The 15,157-nt window shown below is 68.0% G+C and carries 11 protein-coding genes and 1 pseudogene; 7 read left to right on the top strand and 5 right to left on the bottom strand.

Annotated elements, in window-relative coordinates; genetic code table 11:
- Window positions 1-7 precede the first annotated feature (7 nt).
- From G6N10_RS06890 to arcD, 3 genes are read right to left on the bottom strand one after another with little or no spacing between them, the layout of a single operon-like run.
- Window positions 8-1,012, bottom strand: coding sequence for an ornithine carbamoyltransferase (locus tag G6N10_RS06890; protein WP_085100605.1), 1,005 nt, complete (start codon window positions 1,010-1,012; stop codon window positions 8-10).
- Window positions 1,013-1,037: 25 nt separating this feature from the next.
- Window positions 1,038-2,294 (bottom strand): arginine deiminase, encoded by a 1,257-nt coding sequence (locus G6N10_RS06885; protein WP_085100608.1) that lies wholly within the window; start codon window positions 2,292-2,294, stop codon window positions 1,038-1,040.
- A gap of 35 nt (window positions 2,295-2,329) precedes the next feature.
- Entirely contained in the window at window positions 2,330-3,811 is a 1,482-nt protein-coding gene (gene arcD, locus G6N10_RS06880) for an arginine-ornithine antiporter (protein ID WP_085100611.1), read from the bottom strand.
- Window positions 3,812-3,956: 145 nt separating this feature from the next.
- On the opposite strand from arcD, the pseudogene G6N10_RS20345 reads away from it, so the two are divergent.
- Window positions 3,957-4,565, top strand: a pseudogene (locus G6N10_RS20345) (protein kinase domain-containing protein); the annotation flags it as partial.
- A gap of 405 nt (window positions 4,566-4,970) precedes the next feature.
- Window positions 4,971-6,080 carry a glycoside hydrolase family 3 N-terminal domain-containing protein gene (locus tag G6N10_RS20340; protein ID WP_234810704.1) on the top strand — a complete coding sequence of 370 codons (1,110 nt, stop codon included), beginning with the start codon at window positions 4,971-4,973 and terminating at the stop codon, window positions 6,078-6,080.
- 11 nt (window positions 6,081-6,091) lie between these two features.
- On the opposite strand, the gene G6N10_RS20110 is transcribed toward G6N10_RS20340, so the two are convergent.
- Window positions 6,092-8,152, bottom strand: coding sequence for a hypothetical protein (locus tag G6N10_RS20110; protein WP_179962821.1), 2,061 nt, complete (start codon window positions 8,150-8,152; stop codon window positions 6,092-6,094).
- A 159-nt stretch (window positions 8,153-8,311) separates the two neighbouring features.
- Window positions 8,312-9,301 carry a hypothetical protein gene (locus G6N10_RS20175; RefSeq protein ID WP_197745634.1) on the bottom strand — a complete coding sequence of 330 codons (990 nt, stop codon included), beginning with the start codon at window positions 9,299-9,301 and terminating at the stop codon, window positions 8,312-8,314.
- A 916-nt stretch (window positions 9,302-10,217) separates the two neighbouring features.
- Between G6N10_RS20175 and G6N10_RS06860 the strand changes: the two genes are divergently transcribed.
- The 5 genes from G6N10_RS06860 to G6N10_RS06840 all read left to right on the top strand — a co-directional run bounded on the left by G6N10_RS06860 (window position 10,218) and on the right by G6N10_RS06840 (window position 15,147).
- The gene (locus G6N10_RS06860) at window positions 10,218-10,859 is read left to right on the top strand and encodes an N-acetylmuramoyl-L-alanine amidase (protein WP_234810693.1); all 642 of its coding nucleotides are present in this window, start codon (window positions 10,218-10,220) and stop codon (window positions 10,857-10,859) included.
- A gap of 88 nt (window positions 10,860-10,947) precedes the next feature.
- Window positions 10,948-11,691 carry a hypothetical protein gene (locus G6N10_RS06855; protein ID WP_133055200.1) on the top strand — a complete coding sequence of 248 codons (744 nt, stop codon included), beginning with the start codon at window positions 10,948-10,950 and terminating at the stop codon, window positions 11,689-11,691.
- A 116-nt stretch (window positions 11,692-11,807) separates the two neighbouring features.
- On the top strand, window positions 11,808-12,515 hold the full coding sequence (locus G6N10_RS06850; protein ID WP_234810694.1) for a vWA domain-containing protein: 708 nt from the start codon (window positions 11,808-11,810) through the stop codon (window positions 12,513-12,515).
- Window positions 12,512-13,552, top strand: a complete 1,041-nt coding sequence (locus G6N10_RS06845; protein WP_234810695.1) for a PP2C family serine/threonine-protein phosphatase — start codon at window positions 12,512-12,514, stop codon at window positions 13,550-13,552. Before G6N10_RS06850 ends, G6N10_RS06845 begins: the two co-directional genes overlap by 4 nt.
- Window positions 13,549-15,147 carry a hypothetical protein gene (locus G6N10_RS06840; protein ID WP_085100627.1) on the top strand — a complete coding sequence of 533 codons (1,599 nt, stop codon included), beginning with the start codon at window positions 13,549-13,551 and terminating at the stop codon, window positions 15,145-15,147. The genes G6N10_RS06845 and G6N10_RS06840 overlap by 4 nt, the downstream gene beginning before the upstream one ends.
- Window positions 15,148-15,157 lie beyond the last annotated feature (10 nt).

The following is a 15,157-nucleotide window of genomic DNA, read 5'->3' as shown; positions in this document are numbered from 1 at the left end:
CCGGGCCCTACGCCAGCGCCGCGACGAGGACGGCCTTGATGGTGTGCATCCGGTTCTCGGCCTGCTCGAAGGCAATGTTGGCCGGGCTCTCGAACACGTCCTCGGTGACCTCGATGCCGTTGGCCAGCTCCGGGTGCTGCGCGGCGATCTGCGCGCCGACCTTGGTCTCGGAATTGTGGAACGCGGGCAGGCAGTGCATGAACCGCACCCTCGGGTTTCCCGACGCCGCCAGCAGCGCGCTGTTGACCTGGTAGGGCATCAGTTCGGCGATCCGCGGGCCCCAGGTGTCGATCGGCTCGCCCATCGACACCCACACGTCGGTGTGGATAAAGTCGACGCCCTTGACGGCCTCCAGCGGGTCGTCGGTGATCAGCAGCAGCGCGCCGGATTCGCGGGCGAAGTCCTCGCACATGGCGATGTGTTCCGGCGTCGGCCACAGGTGCTTGGGCGCACCGATGCGCACGTTCATCCCGAGCTTGGCCCCGACCAGCAGCAGCGAATTGCCCATGTTGTTGCGTCCGTCGCCGACGTAGGCGTAGGAGATCTCGTGCATCGGGCGCGAACAGTGCTCGGTCATGGTGAGCACGTCGGCCAGCATCTGGGTGGGGTGGTACTCGTCGGTCAGGCCGTTGAACACCGGCACGCCGGCGTATTTGGCCAGTTCGTCGACGACGTCCTGGCCGTACCCGCGGTACTCGATCGCGTCGTACATCCGGCCCAGCACCCGGGCGGTGTCCTTCATCGACTCCTTGTGCCCGATCTGCGACGACGTCGGGTCGATGTAGGTGACGTGCGCGCCCTCGTCGTAGGCGGCGACCTCGAAGGCGCACCGGGTGCGGGTGGAGGTCTTCTCGAAGATCAGCGCGATGTTCTTGCCGGCCAGGCTGTGCCGGACCGACCCGGAATACTTGGCGCGCTTGAGGTCTCGGGCCAGATCGAGCAGATAGAGCAGGTCACGCTCGCTGTGGTGGACCAGTGAGAGCAGGTTGCGGTTGCGGATGTTGAACGGCATGGTCGGCTTCCTTGGGTGCGGGGGACTAGTAGGCGGGGTCGCGCAGAATCGGGCAGGTCATGCAGCGACCGCCGCCGCGGCCGCGGCCCAGTTCGCTGGCGTCGATGGTGATGACCTCGATACCGGCCTTGCGCAGCGCGGTGTTGGTCAGGGTGTTGCGGTCGTAGCCGATCACCACCCCGGGCTCCAGGGCGACGACATTGTTCGCGTCGTCCCACTGCTCGCGCTGAATGCCGTAGATATCTCCTGCGGTGGCAACGACATTGAACTTCACCCCGAGCGCATCGCCGATCACGTCGGTCAGGCCCTTGCGCTCGGGAGTGACGCTCATGCCGCCGGGCTCGCTGTCGTCGGGGCGCAGCGAGATCGGTTTGACCCCGTCGATGATCGGGGCGTACGCGGTGAGCACGTCGTGGTCGCAGAAGGTGAACACGGTGTCCAGGTGCATCGCCGAGCGGGTCTTGGGCAGCACGGCGATGATCACCCGCTCGGCCGCCCCGGCCTGGAACAGGCTGCGCGCCAACAGCGCAATGGCCTGGCGGGAGGTCCGTTCGCCCATGCCGACGACGACGGTGTTGTTGCCGATCGGCATCACGTCGCCGCCCTCCAGGGTGGTGGCACCGTGGTTGTAGGTCTGGCCGTCGAGGTTGCCCAGCCACACCTTGAACTGCTCCCCGGCGAAGGCGGGGTGGAAGTTGTACACCGCGGTGGTCAGCAGGGTCTCCTGCTGGCGAGCCGGCCAATACATCGGGTTGAGCGTGACGCCCTGGAAGACCCAGGAGGAGTTGTCGCGCATGAACTGGGTGTTGGGCAGCAGCGCGATGACGAACCCGGCGGGCTCGGTCTCGGCGAAGGTGCGCAGGAACGGCCCGGCGACCTCGGCGGGCACCTCGTGGAAGGCGATGCCGCCGATCAGGTAGCGGGCCAGGGTGGCGGCGGGCAGCTCATCGAGCCAGGGCCGCAGCTCGCGGCGGATGTTCGGGCCGACCAGAAAATCGGTGAGCCGACGGTCGAGCACCCAGGCTCGCGCGGTGGGGTCGGCCAGCACGGTGGCCAGGCAGTCCTGCAGATCCAGCACCTCGATGCCGTGATCCACCATCTTGGAGACGAAATCGAAGTGATCCCGGCGCGCCTGCGCCAGCCAGATCACGTCGTCGAACAACAGCTCGGCACTGTTGTCCGGGGTGAGTCGCTGGTGGGCCAGGTCGGGTTGGCAGACCAGTACCCGTCGCAGTTTGCCGATTTCCGACCACACGCCCACCCGGGCCTCGGTATCTGGCATCAGAGTTCCTTTCGGTCGCATCGAGCAGGGGTGACTCAGTCGGAGAAGACGGCGATGTTGCCGGTCGCGATCTGCCAGATGCCGACGGCGCCGGCGGCCACCAGCACGACGAAGATGACCAGCTCGGCGGTGGTGAACAGGGGTTGCCGGCTCTCCCGCCGGGCCCACAGGTACATGACGGTGCCGACGGCGTAGAAGATCGCGGCGGTCAGCAGGTATTCCAGGCCGCCGGCGTAGACCAGCCAGATGGCGTAGAGCAGTGCGACGGCGCCGATGACGATGTCGCGGGCGCGGCCCCCGCCCTGCTCGTAGGTCTCCCCGCGCACCGCCAGCAGCAGTTGATAGGCGGCCGACCACAGGTAGGGCAGCAGGATCAGCGAGGTTGCCAGCAGCACCAGGCCCAGGTAGGTGCTCTCGAAGAACAATGTCAGGATCAGCACCGTCTGCACGCAGCCGTTGGTCAGCCACAGCGCCGCCGCCGGTGATCCGTGCGCATTTTCCCGGCCCAGCGTTGCCGGCATGACGGCTTCCTTGGCCGGGATCCGCAGAATCTCGGCGCACAGCAGCACCCAGGCCAGCAGCGCGCCCAGCAGCGAGACGATCAGCGCGACCGAGACGAACCCGGCGCCCCAGGGACCGACCTGCTGGGCCATCAGCCCGGCCATCGACGGGTCGGGCAGGCCGGCCAGTTCGGCCTGCGCCATCAGCCCGTAGGACAGGAAGTTCACCAGCAGCAGCAGGGACAGTACGGCCAGGAAGCCGGCCACGGTGGCCTTGCCGACGTCGCTGCGCGTTTTCGCCCGCTCGGAGTAGACGGCGGCGCCCTCAATGCCGATGAACACCCAGACGGTGATCAGCATCATGTTCCGGACCTGGGTCAAGGTGTCGCCGAGCGGCTCACCCTTGATCTCGGTGTGGGTGCCCCACAGGTCGGCGCTGAACAGCCCCATCTTGAAGCCGACGATCGCGACGGCGATGAACGCGAGGATCGGTACGACCTTCGCGATCGTCACGATGGTGTTGACGAACGCCGCCGTCTGCACGCCCCGCAAGGTCAGAAAATGCATGAGCCACAACAGAATTGAGGCGCCCAGGATCGCTGCCGGGGTGGTGCCCTCGGTGAAGGTGCCGGGGAGGAAGTGATCCAGCGTCGCCATCAACAACACCAGATAGGAGGCGTTACCCATCCAGGCCGAGGCCCAGTAGCCGAACGCGGAGGTGAAGCCGATGTAGTTGCCGAAGCCCTCGCGGGCGTAGCCGTAGACGCCGCCGTCGACGTTGGGTTTGCGGGTGGCCAGGGTCTGAAACACAAAGGCCAGCATCAGCATTCCGGCGCCGGTGACGATCCAGCCGATCAGCAGGGGGATCGGGGCGGCCTTGCCGGCCATCTGCGAGGGCAGCGCGAAGATACCGCTGCCGATCATGGAGCCGATGACGATCGCGGTCAGCGCCGCCAGTCCCAGCTTGCCGGCCGAGGGCGCCGCCGGTTTCTCGGTCGAAACGTCGGTATCAGGCATCACGATCTCCGCGGGTGGCTCCGATGGCGCAACTTCCCTGGAAGCTAGCCGATGGGGTGGCGGTAATTGGGAGGATTCGGCCATGTCCCGCGGATCGGATGCCGGGGTCCGTTCGGCGGCGCCGATGGTCGGCTAACATCCGCTCATGGCGCTGGCCCCGGGGGATGAATTTGCTGGCTTTACGATCGAGGCGATCCTCGGATCCGGCAGCGGCGCGGACGTCTACCGGGCGGTGTCGGCGAGTGGCGCCACGGTCGCGCTGAAGGTCTTCGACCTGGCCGCCTCGACCGACACCTCGTTTCGGCGGCGGGTTCAGCACGCGCTGGACACCGCGCCGACGGTCGGCGACGCCACCCTGGTGTGCGCGGTGGCCTCCGGACGCGATCGCGGGCAGTTGTGGATCGCCAGCACGTATGTCGACGGCATCGACGTCCTGGCGTTGATGCAGCAACGCTTCCCGGAGGGGATGCCGAAGCGCGGTGTCGATCTGATCGCCGAGCGGATCGGCCGGGCGCTGGATGGCGCGCACCGCCGCGGCCTGGTCCACGGCAATCTGCGGCCCGGCAATGTGTTGATCGCCGACCCGTTTTCGGGTGACTACCGGATCGGTTTGGCGGACTTCGGCCAGTACCGCGAGGGCGATGCGGCGTCCGGCTATGCCGCGCCCGAGGTGCTCACCGGCGCGGCGCCGGGCGCCCGCTCCGATCAGTTCGCGCTGGCCGCGCTGACCTTCCAGTTGCTCACCGGAGAGCCACCGTTTGGCGCTGCGGGCCGGGTCGTCACCGACTCCGGCAGCATCGGCTTCGAGGAGCCGGCGCTGGCTGGTCAGAGCAATCCGGCGGAGGTGGCCGCGGTGTTCGGCCGCGCGTTCGCCTTCGACCCTGCGGACCGCTTCGGCAGCTGCGAGGAGTTCGCCGACGCGCTGGTTGCCGCGGGCCGGCCGCCGCGGGCCGCCGCGGCGCCCCGCCCTCGCCCGGCCCCGGCCCCGGTACCGATGCCTGCCTTCGCACCGGTGCCCGTCTCCGCGCCGGCGGCCGGTCCGGTCGGGGTCGGCACCCCCGAGCACCGGCCGGATGCGCGGTCGGATTCGACCCGCTCGGTGCTGCTGATTGCCGCGGTGGCACTGCTCGGAGTGGTGGCGCTGACCGTCGCCGTCGTCATGTTCAGCAAGCCGCGCCCGGTCGATACCTCCGAAACCGCGGCCGGGGTGGGGGCCGCCGTCCCGGACGGCGCCCCGGAAACCCCGGTGTCGACCTGCGGCCCGCTGCAGGCCGCGATCGGGCCGCTGACGATGCGGCAGAAGCTGGCGCAGCTGCTGATGGTGGGGGTCACCGACATCGCTGACGCGCGGTCGGTGGTGCGCGACCACAACGTCGGCGGAATTTTCATCGCCAGCTGGAGCGATCTGAGCATGCTGCAGGACGGGTCGCTGCGCGAACTGCAGGTCGCCCCCGCGGCGCTGCCGCTGGCCGTCAGCGTCGATGAGGAGGGCGGCCGGGTGCAGCGGCTCAAGTCGCTGCTCGGCGCGCAGCCGTCCGCGCGGGAACTGGCCCAGCAGTCCTCGGCCGAGCAGGTCTACCAGATCGCCAAGGACCGCGGCACCAAGATGCGGTCGTTCGGGCTCACCATCGACTTCGCTCCCGACGTCGACATCACCGATGCCCCCGACAACACCGTTATCGGCGACCGGTCGTTCGGCAACGACGCGACGACCGTCGTCGAATACGCCGGCGCCTACGCCCGGGGTCTGCGCGATGCCGGCCTGCTGCCGGTGCTCAAGCATTTCCCCGGGCATGGCCGGGCGACGGGGGATTCGCACGTCGGCAGCGTCACCACGCCGCCGCTGAGCGAGCTGAAGACCTCCGACCTCATCCCGTACCGGGAGCTGAGCACGGCCAAGCCGGTCGGTGTGATGGTCGGCCACATGCAGGTCCCGGACCTGACCGACGGGTTGCCGGCCAGCATGTCGGCGGCCGTCTACCGGCTGCTGCGCGACGGCGGTTACGGCGGGCCGCCGTTCACCGGACCGGTGTTCACCGATGACCTGTCCAGCATGGGCGCCATCACCCAGTACTACAGCGTGCCCGAGGCGGTGTTGGTGTCGTTGAAGGCGGGGGCCGACGTCGCGCTGTGGGTCAGCACCGCCGAGGTGCCCGCCGTGCTGGATCGCCTGGAATTGGCCGTCGCGAGTCAGGAGCTGACCATCGATCGGGTCGATGAGGCACTGAAAAGTGTTGCGGTGATGAAGAATCCGCAGTTGGCCTGCTGACCGCGCGGTGACTACTTACGCAGTACCGTGGTCCCGTCGGAACCACGGTGATCGCTGATGAGCTTGGCGAAACAGTTCCAGCTGTCGATGCCGTTCGTGTCGCACCAACCGTTGGCGATCGCGGAATCCGAGGACGGGCTGCCGACGATGGTCACCCACCAGTCGGAGCCGGAAAAGGTGGTCCAATCGTTGGAGGTGACCAACCGCACGTCCGGGTAGCGCTGCCGCAGGCTCAGGTGATCGCGCAGAATGTCGGCGCTGCCGTAGGTGATGCCGTCGGCGACCAGCCCGACCCGCTTCGAGCTGATCTGCGGATTCCACCGATCGGCGAGATTGCTGCGGACGTAACCGTAGTCGGAGCTGGACAGTTCACTCAGCGTCGAGGCGGCGATGCTGTCGACGCTCTCATGGACCGGTGATCCGGGTGCGGCGGCCAGCACGCGATCCGTGCCGCTGGAATACCCACCTGAGCCGCCCGGAGAGAAGCCAGTGATCTGCACATCCAGCGATCCCGAGCTGATCATTTCCGGTGTGCGCCAATACATTCCCGCGGGAAAGACGAACTCCTGAGTCTGCGCCGAACCGCCGGAAAGCCGCACCGGGTTGGTGGCGAGGTTGAAGTGGCCCGACGCGACGTCGCGGTAGCCGTCGGAGACGGTGACGAGCACCGAGGAACCGCCCATCAGGTCATCGCTGCCGCAGCTGGCGCTCAACGGGACATCGATCACCAGCCCGTCGGTACCCAGGCTGGCCGAGCCCGAACCGATGTCGGGGATGCCTGAACAGGTTCCCGACGCCTGCGAGCTGCCGCCGCGGCGCCCGTCCGAGGAGTCGCTGCCGCCGCTGCCCAGCGCGTAGGCGATCCCGCCCACGGCGACGACGGCGACTGCGACCGCCGCGGCGATCAGCCCGGTGCGGGTGCCCTTGCTCGGATTGGCCGGTCGGGCAACCGGTGGCGCTGAGGACGGTGCTGGTCTGGATGGTGGCCGCGGGGCGGGCACGCTTCGGCCGGCGCCGATGGGTGCGGTGGCGCGTTGTTGGCGTCGGTTGGTGCGTTCGTTGTCGATGGTGCACCAGGGGCAGGGGTCTGCTTCGGCGGGGATTTGGTGTCCGCGTGGGCATTCGGTGGTTTGGATGTGGGTGAGGGCTTCGCGCCATTCGGTGGCGGTGGGGCGTGCGTTGGGGTTGTTGGCGCCGTCGGTGAAGGCGCGGACGAACAGTCGTTGGATGTCTGGTGGCAGGAAGGTGACGGGTGGGGCCAGGGGGTGGGTGTGCAGTTGGGATCTGGGTCCGCCGGCCCATTGGCCGGTTTTGGCCAGGGTCAGGGCGTCGGGTTGGTCGCCGGGGCCGGTCCAGTGTCCGCGGAGGAAGGGGTGGTTGCCGGCCATGAGTAGTAGGTGGATGTGGACGGCCAGGGCGAATAGGTCGGAGGGTTTTTGGCGGGCGGTGGTGGCGAGGTTGGTTCCGGCGAGTTCGGGGGCGGTGAATTCGGGGCGGCCGACGGCGCAGAGGAATTGGTGGCCGGCGGTGTCGGTGAATTGGATGGAGTCGACGTCGACGAGGGTGACTCTGGTGGTGTCGTTGACCAGGATGTTGCGTTCTTGGAAGTCGCCGATGACGGCGTTGACGCTGTGGACGGTTTCCACCGCGAGGCAGAGGTTGGCGGCGACGTTGGTGAGGTGTTGCCAGGTGGCGTGGGGGGTCCATTGGGGTGCCGAGGGCAGTGGGTTGTTGCGGTCGGCGGGGTTGGACAGGGCGTGGATTTCCACGGCGTTGGTGGTGTCGATGCGGGACATGAGGTAGCCGCTGGTGCCGTCGTTGCCGGTGAGGGTGTGCAGGGGCCAGGTCAGGACGGTGAATCCGTCGGATTGGACTGCGCCGGTGGGTTGGGAGCCGGCCATGGCGGTGACCTTGGCGCGTTTGGCGGCGAGGTCTTTGAGGTCGGGGTGGAAGATCTTGGCGGCCCATTCGGGGTGGCCGGTGATCTCGTAGATGGTGCCCTCACCGGCGCGGGCGATCACCGTCCCCAACGTCACGTTCTGCCCGTTGTCCAGACGCATCACCGCTGCCACCCCGTGTCCCCATTCTTGCGCAACGCATTCGGTCGCCGACACTGCGTTTCTCGGGTCGACCGGACCGATTGATTAGCGACGTTATCGCAATCGTGGCCGCCGGGTGCGCCCACCCGCCCGCAGAATCGGTTCCGTGTCCTGGCCCGGGCGGCGGTGCGATCAGCAGGGAATGATGTAGCTCGGATCGGTGCTGCGGTCCAGCCACTTGCCGTAGGAATCCCCACCGGCCCGGCGTACCGCGGCGCAGATTTCACTCTGCGTGCGTCCGGCCGGGGTGTACACCGCGTAGATGAGGTTGCCCTCCGGCGTCCTGGGCCGCAGCGACGGGCAGGTCACGTCGGTCTTCAGGTAGTAGGCCCCGGGGTGGGCGTTCAACAGCCGCTGCACCCCGGACGCGTAGGCGCCGGGGGTGGTCACCGATCCCAGGATGACCACCCCGGACCCGTCGCACTCCGGCCGGCTGATGGGTTGGGACAGGCCGAGGTCCCCGCTGGGAGGTGCGTAGGTGGGCGACGACGTGGTGGCGGTGTAGCCGGAGTCGGAGTTGTCCGGCCGGTAGGACGATGACGACGACGTGTTCGACTGGCCCATCCGCGCTCCGAGGAACGCGACCAGGCCGACGGCGACCAGGCCGGCCACCACGGCGGCGGCGATGACCGGAGTTCGGGTACGCCCCGGTGCAGATGCGGGCCGAGCAGGGGACGCTGTGATCAGCGGGTTGCTGCCGACAGGGGCGGCAGGGATCTGTTTGGCGCTGACGGCAACCTGGCCTGTGCTGATGGGTGGGGTGGCGCGTTGTTGGCGTCGGTTGGTGCGTTCGTTGTCGATGGTGCACCAGGGGCAGGGGTCTGCTTCGGCGGGGATTTGGTGTCCGCGTGGGCATTCGGTGGTTTGGATGTGGGTGAGGGCTTCGCGCCATTCGGTGGCGGTGGGGCGTGCGTTGGGGTTGTTGGCGCCGTCGGTGAAGGCGCGGACGAACAGTCGTTGGATGTCTGGTGGCAGGAAGGTGACGGGTGGGGCCAGGGGGTGGGTGTGCAGTTGGGATCTGGGTCCGCCGGCCCATTGGCCGGTTTTGGCCAGGGTCAGGGCGTCGGGTTGGTCGCCGGGGCCGGTCCAGTGTCCGCGGAGGAAGGGGTGGTTGCCGGCCATGAGTAGTAGGTGGATGTGGACGGCCAGGGCGAATAGGTCGGAGGGTTTTTGGCGGGCGGTGGTGGCGAGGTTGGTTCCGGCGAGTTCGGGGGCGGTGAATTCGGGGCGGCCGACGGCGCAGAGGAATTGGTGGCCGGCGGTGTCGGTGAATGGATGGAGTCGACGTCGACGAGGGTGACTCTGGTGGTGTCGTTGACCAGGATGTTGCGTTCTTGGAAGTCGCCGATGACGGCGTTGACGCTGTGGACGGTTTCCACCGCGAGGCAGAGGTTGGCGGCGACGTTGGTGAGGTGTTGCCAGGTGGCGTGGGGGGTCCATTGGGGTGCCGAGGGCAGTGGGTTGTTGCGGTCGGCGGGTTGGACAGGGCGTGGATTTCCACGGCGTTGGTGGTGTCGATGCGGGACATGAGGTAGCCGCTGGTGCCGTCGTTGCCGGTGAGGGTGTGCAGGGGCCAGGTCAGGACGGTGAATCCGTCGGATTGGACTGCGCCGGTGGGTTGGGAGCCGGCCATGGCGGTGACCTTGGCGCGTTTGGCGGCGAGGTCTTTGAGGTCGGGGTGGAAGATCTTGGCGGCCCATTCGGGGTGGCCGGTGATCTCGTAGATGGTGCCCTCACCGGCGCGGGCGATCACCGTCCCCAACGTCACGTTCTGCCCGTTGTCCAGACGCATCACCGCTGCCACGATTGTCTTCCCCCACCGAATAAGTTGAATTCCCGGCACTTGGCCGGCGGCCAAGTCTAACGACGCGATCAGCGGCCGTAGGGTGATCGGATGGACGTCGCATCTTCGTCGCCGTCGATCGGGGGATCCGGCTCGGTCAATCGCCGACAACTGCTGCAGTTGGCCGGAGGGCTCGGCCTGGCCGCCACCGTCGGCGCATGCGCAAGAACGCAGCCCGAAACCGCCGGGCGGACCGTGGTCACCGCGGAGGCACCTCCGCAGCCGGTCACGGTCGCGCCGAAGGCCGGCACTCAGGCGGAGATGTTGTGCCGGTCCGCATGGGGCGCGATGCCGCCGCATCCGGGTGGGCAACCGCACACCATCACTCGGATGACGCTGCATCACACCGCCGCGGTGCTCGGCGACAACAGCAATGCGCCGGGTCGACTGCGTCAGCATCAGCGCTTCCACCAGGGCGAACGGGGCTGGATCGACATCGCCTATCACGTCGGCATCGACCGCAATGGCAACATCTACGAGTTGCGCGACTGGCACCTGTCCGGAGACACCGCAACCAACTACAACCCGGCGGGGCACTTCCTGGTGCTCTGCGAGGGCGATTTCGACCAGGAGCAGACTTCGGAGGCGCAACTGCACAGCGCCGCGCTCGCGTTCGCCTGGGCGTCGCAGAAATTCCAGGTGCCTGCCCAAACCCTGGCCGGGCACCGCGACTTCGCCGCGACGGCCTGTCCCGGAGAGAACCTCTACGCGCGACTGGCCGACGGTGAGATCAAGCGGCGGGTCGACGAAATCCTGTCGGCGGGCCCGGTCGATCTGCGGACCGTCTGCGGCCCGGAGGCTGCCCTCACCGTGCAACGGATCGAGGCGGGCGGCTGACCGGAATGCCCCCGATGGTGTCCGCCGAACGGCTGAACTACCCGGGATTGCGCCGGTTTCTGGGTATCGGGCGTGCTAGAAAATGTGCGTGACCGAGAGTTTGCCGCCCAGTAAGTTCGGTGCCGGGTATTCCTACGGAGATGACCTGGGCGCCAGCCCCCAGGTGCCGGCGCAACAGGTGACCCCACCGGCGACGGCCTACCCGTCGGCCGCCCCGGCCTACCCGGCACCGGCTTACCCGGCACCGGCTTACCCGCCGCCGGCCCCGGCCTACCCGTCGGCCGCCCCGGCCCCCGGCTACCCGGGCGCGGGCTATCCGATGGTGCCGCGGCCCAGCGGTGGGACCGCCATCGCCGCCGGCATTCTGGCGCTGTTGATCGGGCTTTCACGCGGATTCTCGGCGTTCGAATCGTTCAGCACCCTGGACATGATGTCCGGCTCGATCTACGGGGGTTACGGAGCGTCCGGCGATTTCAAGGCCTACCTCACCATCACCGGGATCGCGGGGGCGGTGACCGCGCTGATGCTGATCGTCGGCGCCATCATGCTGTTCACCCGCAGCTCGGCGGGTCGCGGTCTGGTTGTCCTCGGCGGTATCGTCGCGCTCATCGAACAGGCCGGGATAGTCATCTACCTGATGGTGCAACTCGGCGATGTGGAGTATTTCTTCGAGGGCCTCTTCGCGGGGCTGTTCGGCATCGCGGTGATCTCGGCGGCGATCGGGCTGGTCGTCGTGATCCTGATGATCTTTCTGGCCTCGTCGGGGTCGACGAAACGCTGGTGCCAGTCCAAACACGCCCCGGCCTACGGCGGACCCGTCAGCTACCCGTGACCGGCGCCCGCAGTCGACCGGTCGGCACGGTCGGCCGACGCCAGCATGTAATACTTAATTTTCACTGAGAACGCCGCCTGTGATGATCTGCGTCACGCGGCAACAACAAAGGGGGGATGACGTTGACTCAGTCTGGATGGGCCGTCGAGCTCAACGACGAAAACCCGGACCCGCGCGTCGCCTGCGTGGTGCTCGCCGACGTGTCCGGTTCGATGATGGGCCACCCGATCGCGGCCCTGGAGCGGGGTTTCGCGGCATTCACCCACTACCTGAACAACGAGGCTCTGGCCAGCAAACGGGTCGAGGTCGCCGTCGTCACGTTCGGAACCAAGGCCACCGTGCTGGTCCCGATGCAAGAGGCCCGCACCCTGGCGCCCGCGCGATTCAGCGCGTCGGGCCGCACGAACATGGCCGCGGGCATTCATCTCGCCCTGGACATTCTCGAGGACCGCAAGGCCACCTACAAGGCGGCCGGGCTGCAGTACTACCGCCCTTGGATTCTGCTGCTCACCGACGGCCAGGCGAATGCCGAGGGATTCGACGAGGCGGTGGCCCGCCTGACCGCAGTGGAGGCGGCCCGCGGCGTGACGGTCTTCGCTGTCGGTGCTGGACCGCACGTCGACTGGCAGCAACTGTCGCGGCTGTCGCTCCAGCGCAGCCCGGCGCCGCTGGATGGGCTCAAGTACGAAGAGCTTTTCGAATGGCTGTCGGCCTCGCTCAGCAACGTCTCCAACTCGACGGACTTCGCCCGCAGTGACGAAGCGCTCGGCGCGATGCGCGAACAGATCTCCCTGCCGCCGCTGAGCGGATGGAGCACTGTGTGAGTCAACCGGGGGCGGAAGAAGAGCGGCCCGGGCACCTGGAGTGGTCGGTTTGCGGAGCCTCAGTCACCGGATCGCAGCACATCAGCCGCGGGTTGGGGTGCGACGACGCGTTCGCCTACGGAGTGACCGGCCACTACGTGGTCGCCGCCGTCGCCGACGGGGCCGGGTCGGTGACCGGCACCTCGGCCTGGGGCTCGCACGTGGCCTGCCAGACCGTCGTCGAGGCGGCGATGGACCGGAAGTTCATCTCCGACTTCTATTCCGCGAGCGTGGAGGACGGCGAGGCGATCGCTCGCTGGCTCTTCGAACGGGCGCTGAACAAGATCGTCCAGCACGCCGGCGCCATCGGCCTGCCGGTCCCCAAGCTGTCGACCACGCTTTGTATTGCGTTGGCACGACCGGGATTTGCGCTATTCGCCCAGATCGGTGACGGCGTCATCGCGGTCGAGGACCGCGGGAACATCGCCACGCTGCTGATCGAAGACAAGAGTGAGTACGCCAACGCCACCTGGTTCCTGCAGACCAACGAGGCGTTCACCAAGGCGTTTCGCGCCGAGGTCCGCAGCGACGTGACCGCTTTCGCGCTGAGCACCGACGGGATGAGCTACAAGATCACCAATATCGTTACCGGTGAACCCTACGAACCGTTCTTCAAAAGCGCCTGGCAGAACGTGCGATCCAACGCGGACGCCGCGGATTTCGCCGCCCTGTTGCGCGGCATCCAGGACGACCAGACCGGGGACGACAAGACCATGGTGCTCGCGGTGCTCGACCAGCACGAAGACCGGTTCCACCCGTCGAGCAGGCCGATGCGCCGAACAACGGTCAGCTCGCCCGCGCCGCCGGCCCCGCCGCGGGAACTGCCGCCGGCCGAAGAACGTCGCGCCGAGCCGCAACCGCACGATCACGTCGCGGCCGGGGAGGGGTCCTCGGCGCGCGGGCACCGCAGAGCACGCAAAGAGGCTGCCGAACACGGTGATTCGTCGACCAGCGGGCGTGCTTCGCGTCGCCGGGAGCGCGGACACGCGGGCCGATGAACGGCAGCGGAAAGCTCGACGACGGGCAGCCCATCACGCTGGGGGCGGTGATCGCGCGGGCCGGTGAGGGCACCATCTACGAGGTGGACGGTCACCCGGAATGGGTCGCCAAGATCTTTCACCCCGAATTGACGGACCTGGCCGACAAGTGCGCGAAGGTCGCGGCGATGATCGCCTCGCGGCCCGACGGCGCGGTGCAGACCGACGGTTTTGTGGTGCTGACCTGGCCGCTGCACACCGTCATCCTCGATGACGGCAACCTCGGTTACGTGATGCCGCGGATCGACACCGGCGACGCCGTCGAGATCCACACCGTCAGCAACCCGTCGGACCGGATGAACCCGCTGCCGTCGGCACCCCAGTGGCCGCGGCACGCATCCTGGCTGCACCTGGTCAACGTCGCCGCCAACCTGTGCCTGGCGGTGGAGAACGTGCACCACGTCGACGCGGTGATCGGGGACTTCCAGGAGCGCAACATCCTGGTCAACGACACCACCCGGGTCACCCTGGTGGACATCGATTCCATTCAGTTCACCGACGCGGACGGGCGCCGGTATCTCTGCGCGGTCGGGCGCCCCGAGTTCACCGCACCGGAGCTGGCCGGGGTTGACCTCGCCGGTACCGCCCGGGAGAAGCCGTCGGACCTGTTCGCCCTGGCGGTGCATATCCATCTGCTGCTGATGGGTGGCAATCATCCGTTCCTGCGCGGGGATTGGACCGGCGGCGGGGACCAACCCGACGCGATGACGCTGGCCAAATCCGGGCATTGGGCCGGCGGGCCGGGTTCCCTGCTGCGGAGCCATCCACTGGCCCCGCCGGTCACCTTCTTGCCCTCGGACATCCAGCGGCTGTTCGTGCGGACCTTCACCGACGGCGCCCGCAACCCCCATGCCCGGCCCACGGCCGCCGAGTGGCGGCGCGCGCTGACCAACGTTCAGGTGATGGATTGCCCTCGCGGACACCAGATCCCGGTGGAAGCCGAGCCGTGCCCGTGGTGTGCCATCGACGATGAGCGAGCTCGCCGGAAGGCCCAGCGGGCCCAGACTGCGAGTCAGACCATCTTGCGCGCGCAGGCGCCGGCCGTCACGCCGTCAGCGGCCCCGGCGTCCGCGCCGCCCCCGGGTGTTCTGCCCCACCCATCCCGGCCGGCCGCGCCGTCGAGCGGCATCAGTACCCGGGTGATCGTTCCCGTCGCGATCGCCGCGGTGGTGTTGATCGGAGTGTTGATCGCCGTCATCGTCAGCATGTCGGGCGGTTCGGACTCGGACGCCACAGCAGGCTCGACGTGGTCGCCGACGGCGACGAGTGCCTACACCTATCCGACGACGTCGACCTACACCTTGCCGCCACCGGATGCGCGGGAGTGCGGGGGACCGTCGGCGGGACGCTACGCGCACGCGGCGATCGGTAACGACGTCACCTCCTGCCCGTTCGCGCTGAACGTCCGCGATTCGGTCAACGGAACGGGTCAACCGTTTCCCAGCGTCGTTGAGGCCTTCAGTCCGGTCACCACCAAGCACTATTCGATGCGCTGTGCTGTTGAGCGTGTGCTGACCTGCCGCGGCGGCAACAATGCGGTGGTCTATGTCTACTGAGCGACGGCGG

The sequence above is a fragment of the Mycolicibacterium fallax genome (assembly GCF_010726955.1).
In the GTDB taxonomy this organism is placed as follows: Bacteria; Actinomycetota; Actinomycetes; order Mycobacteriales; family Mycobacteriaceae; genus Mycobacterium; species Mycobacterium fallax.
The sequence above is the reverse complement of the archived record's forward strand: the minus strand, read 5'-3'. Positions and strand labels throughout refer to the sequence as shown.

Excerpts from the sequence above, each read along its gene's own strand:
- arcD (WP_085100611.1), bottom strand. The coding sequence starts at position 3,811 with ATGCCTGATACCGACGTTTCGACCGAGAAACCGGCGGCGCCCTCGGCC.
- G6N10_RS06840 (WP_085100627.1), top strand. The coding sequence starts at position 13,549 with ATGAACGGCAGCGGAAAGCTCGACGACGGGCAGCCCATCACGCTGGGG.
- G6N10_RS06890 (WP_085100605.1), bottom strand. The coding sequence starts at position 1,012 with ATGCCGTTCAACATCCGCAACCGCAACCTGCTCTCACTGGTCCACCAC.
- G6N10_RS06850 (WP_234810694.1), top strand. The coding sequence starts at position 11,808 with ATGACGTTGACTCAGTCTGGATGGGCCGTCGAGCTCAACGACGAAAAC.
- G6N10_RS20175 (WP_197745634.1), bottom strand. The coding sequence starts at position 9,301 with ATGGCCGGCAACCACCCCTTCCTCCGCGGACACTGGACCGGCCCCGGC.
- G6N10_RS20340 (WP_234810704.1), top strand. The coding sequence starts at position 4,971 with ATGTTCAGCAAGCCGCGCCCGGTCGATACCTCCGAAACCGCGGCCGGG.
- G6N10_RS06885 (WP_085100608.1), bottom strand. The coding sequence starts at position 2,294 with ATGCCAGATACCGAGGCCCGGGTGGGCGTGTGGTCGGAAATCGGCAAA.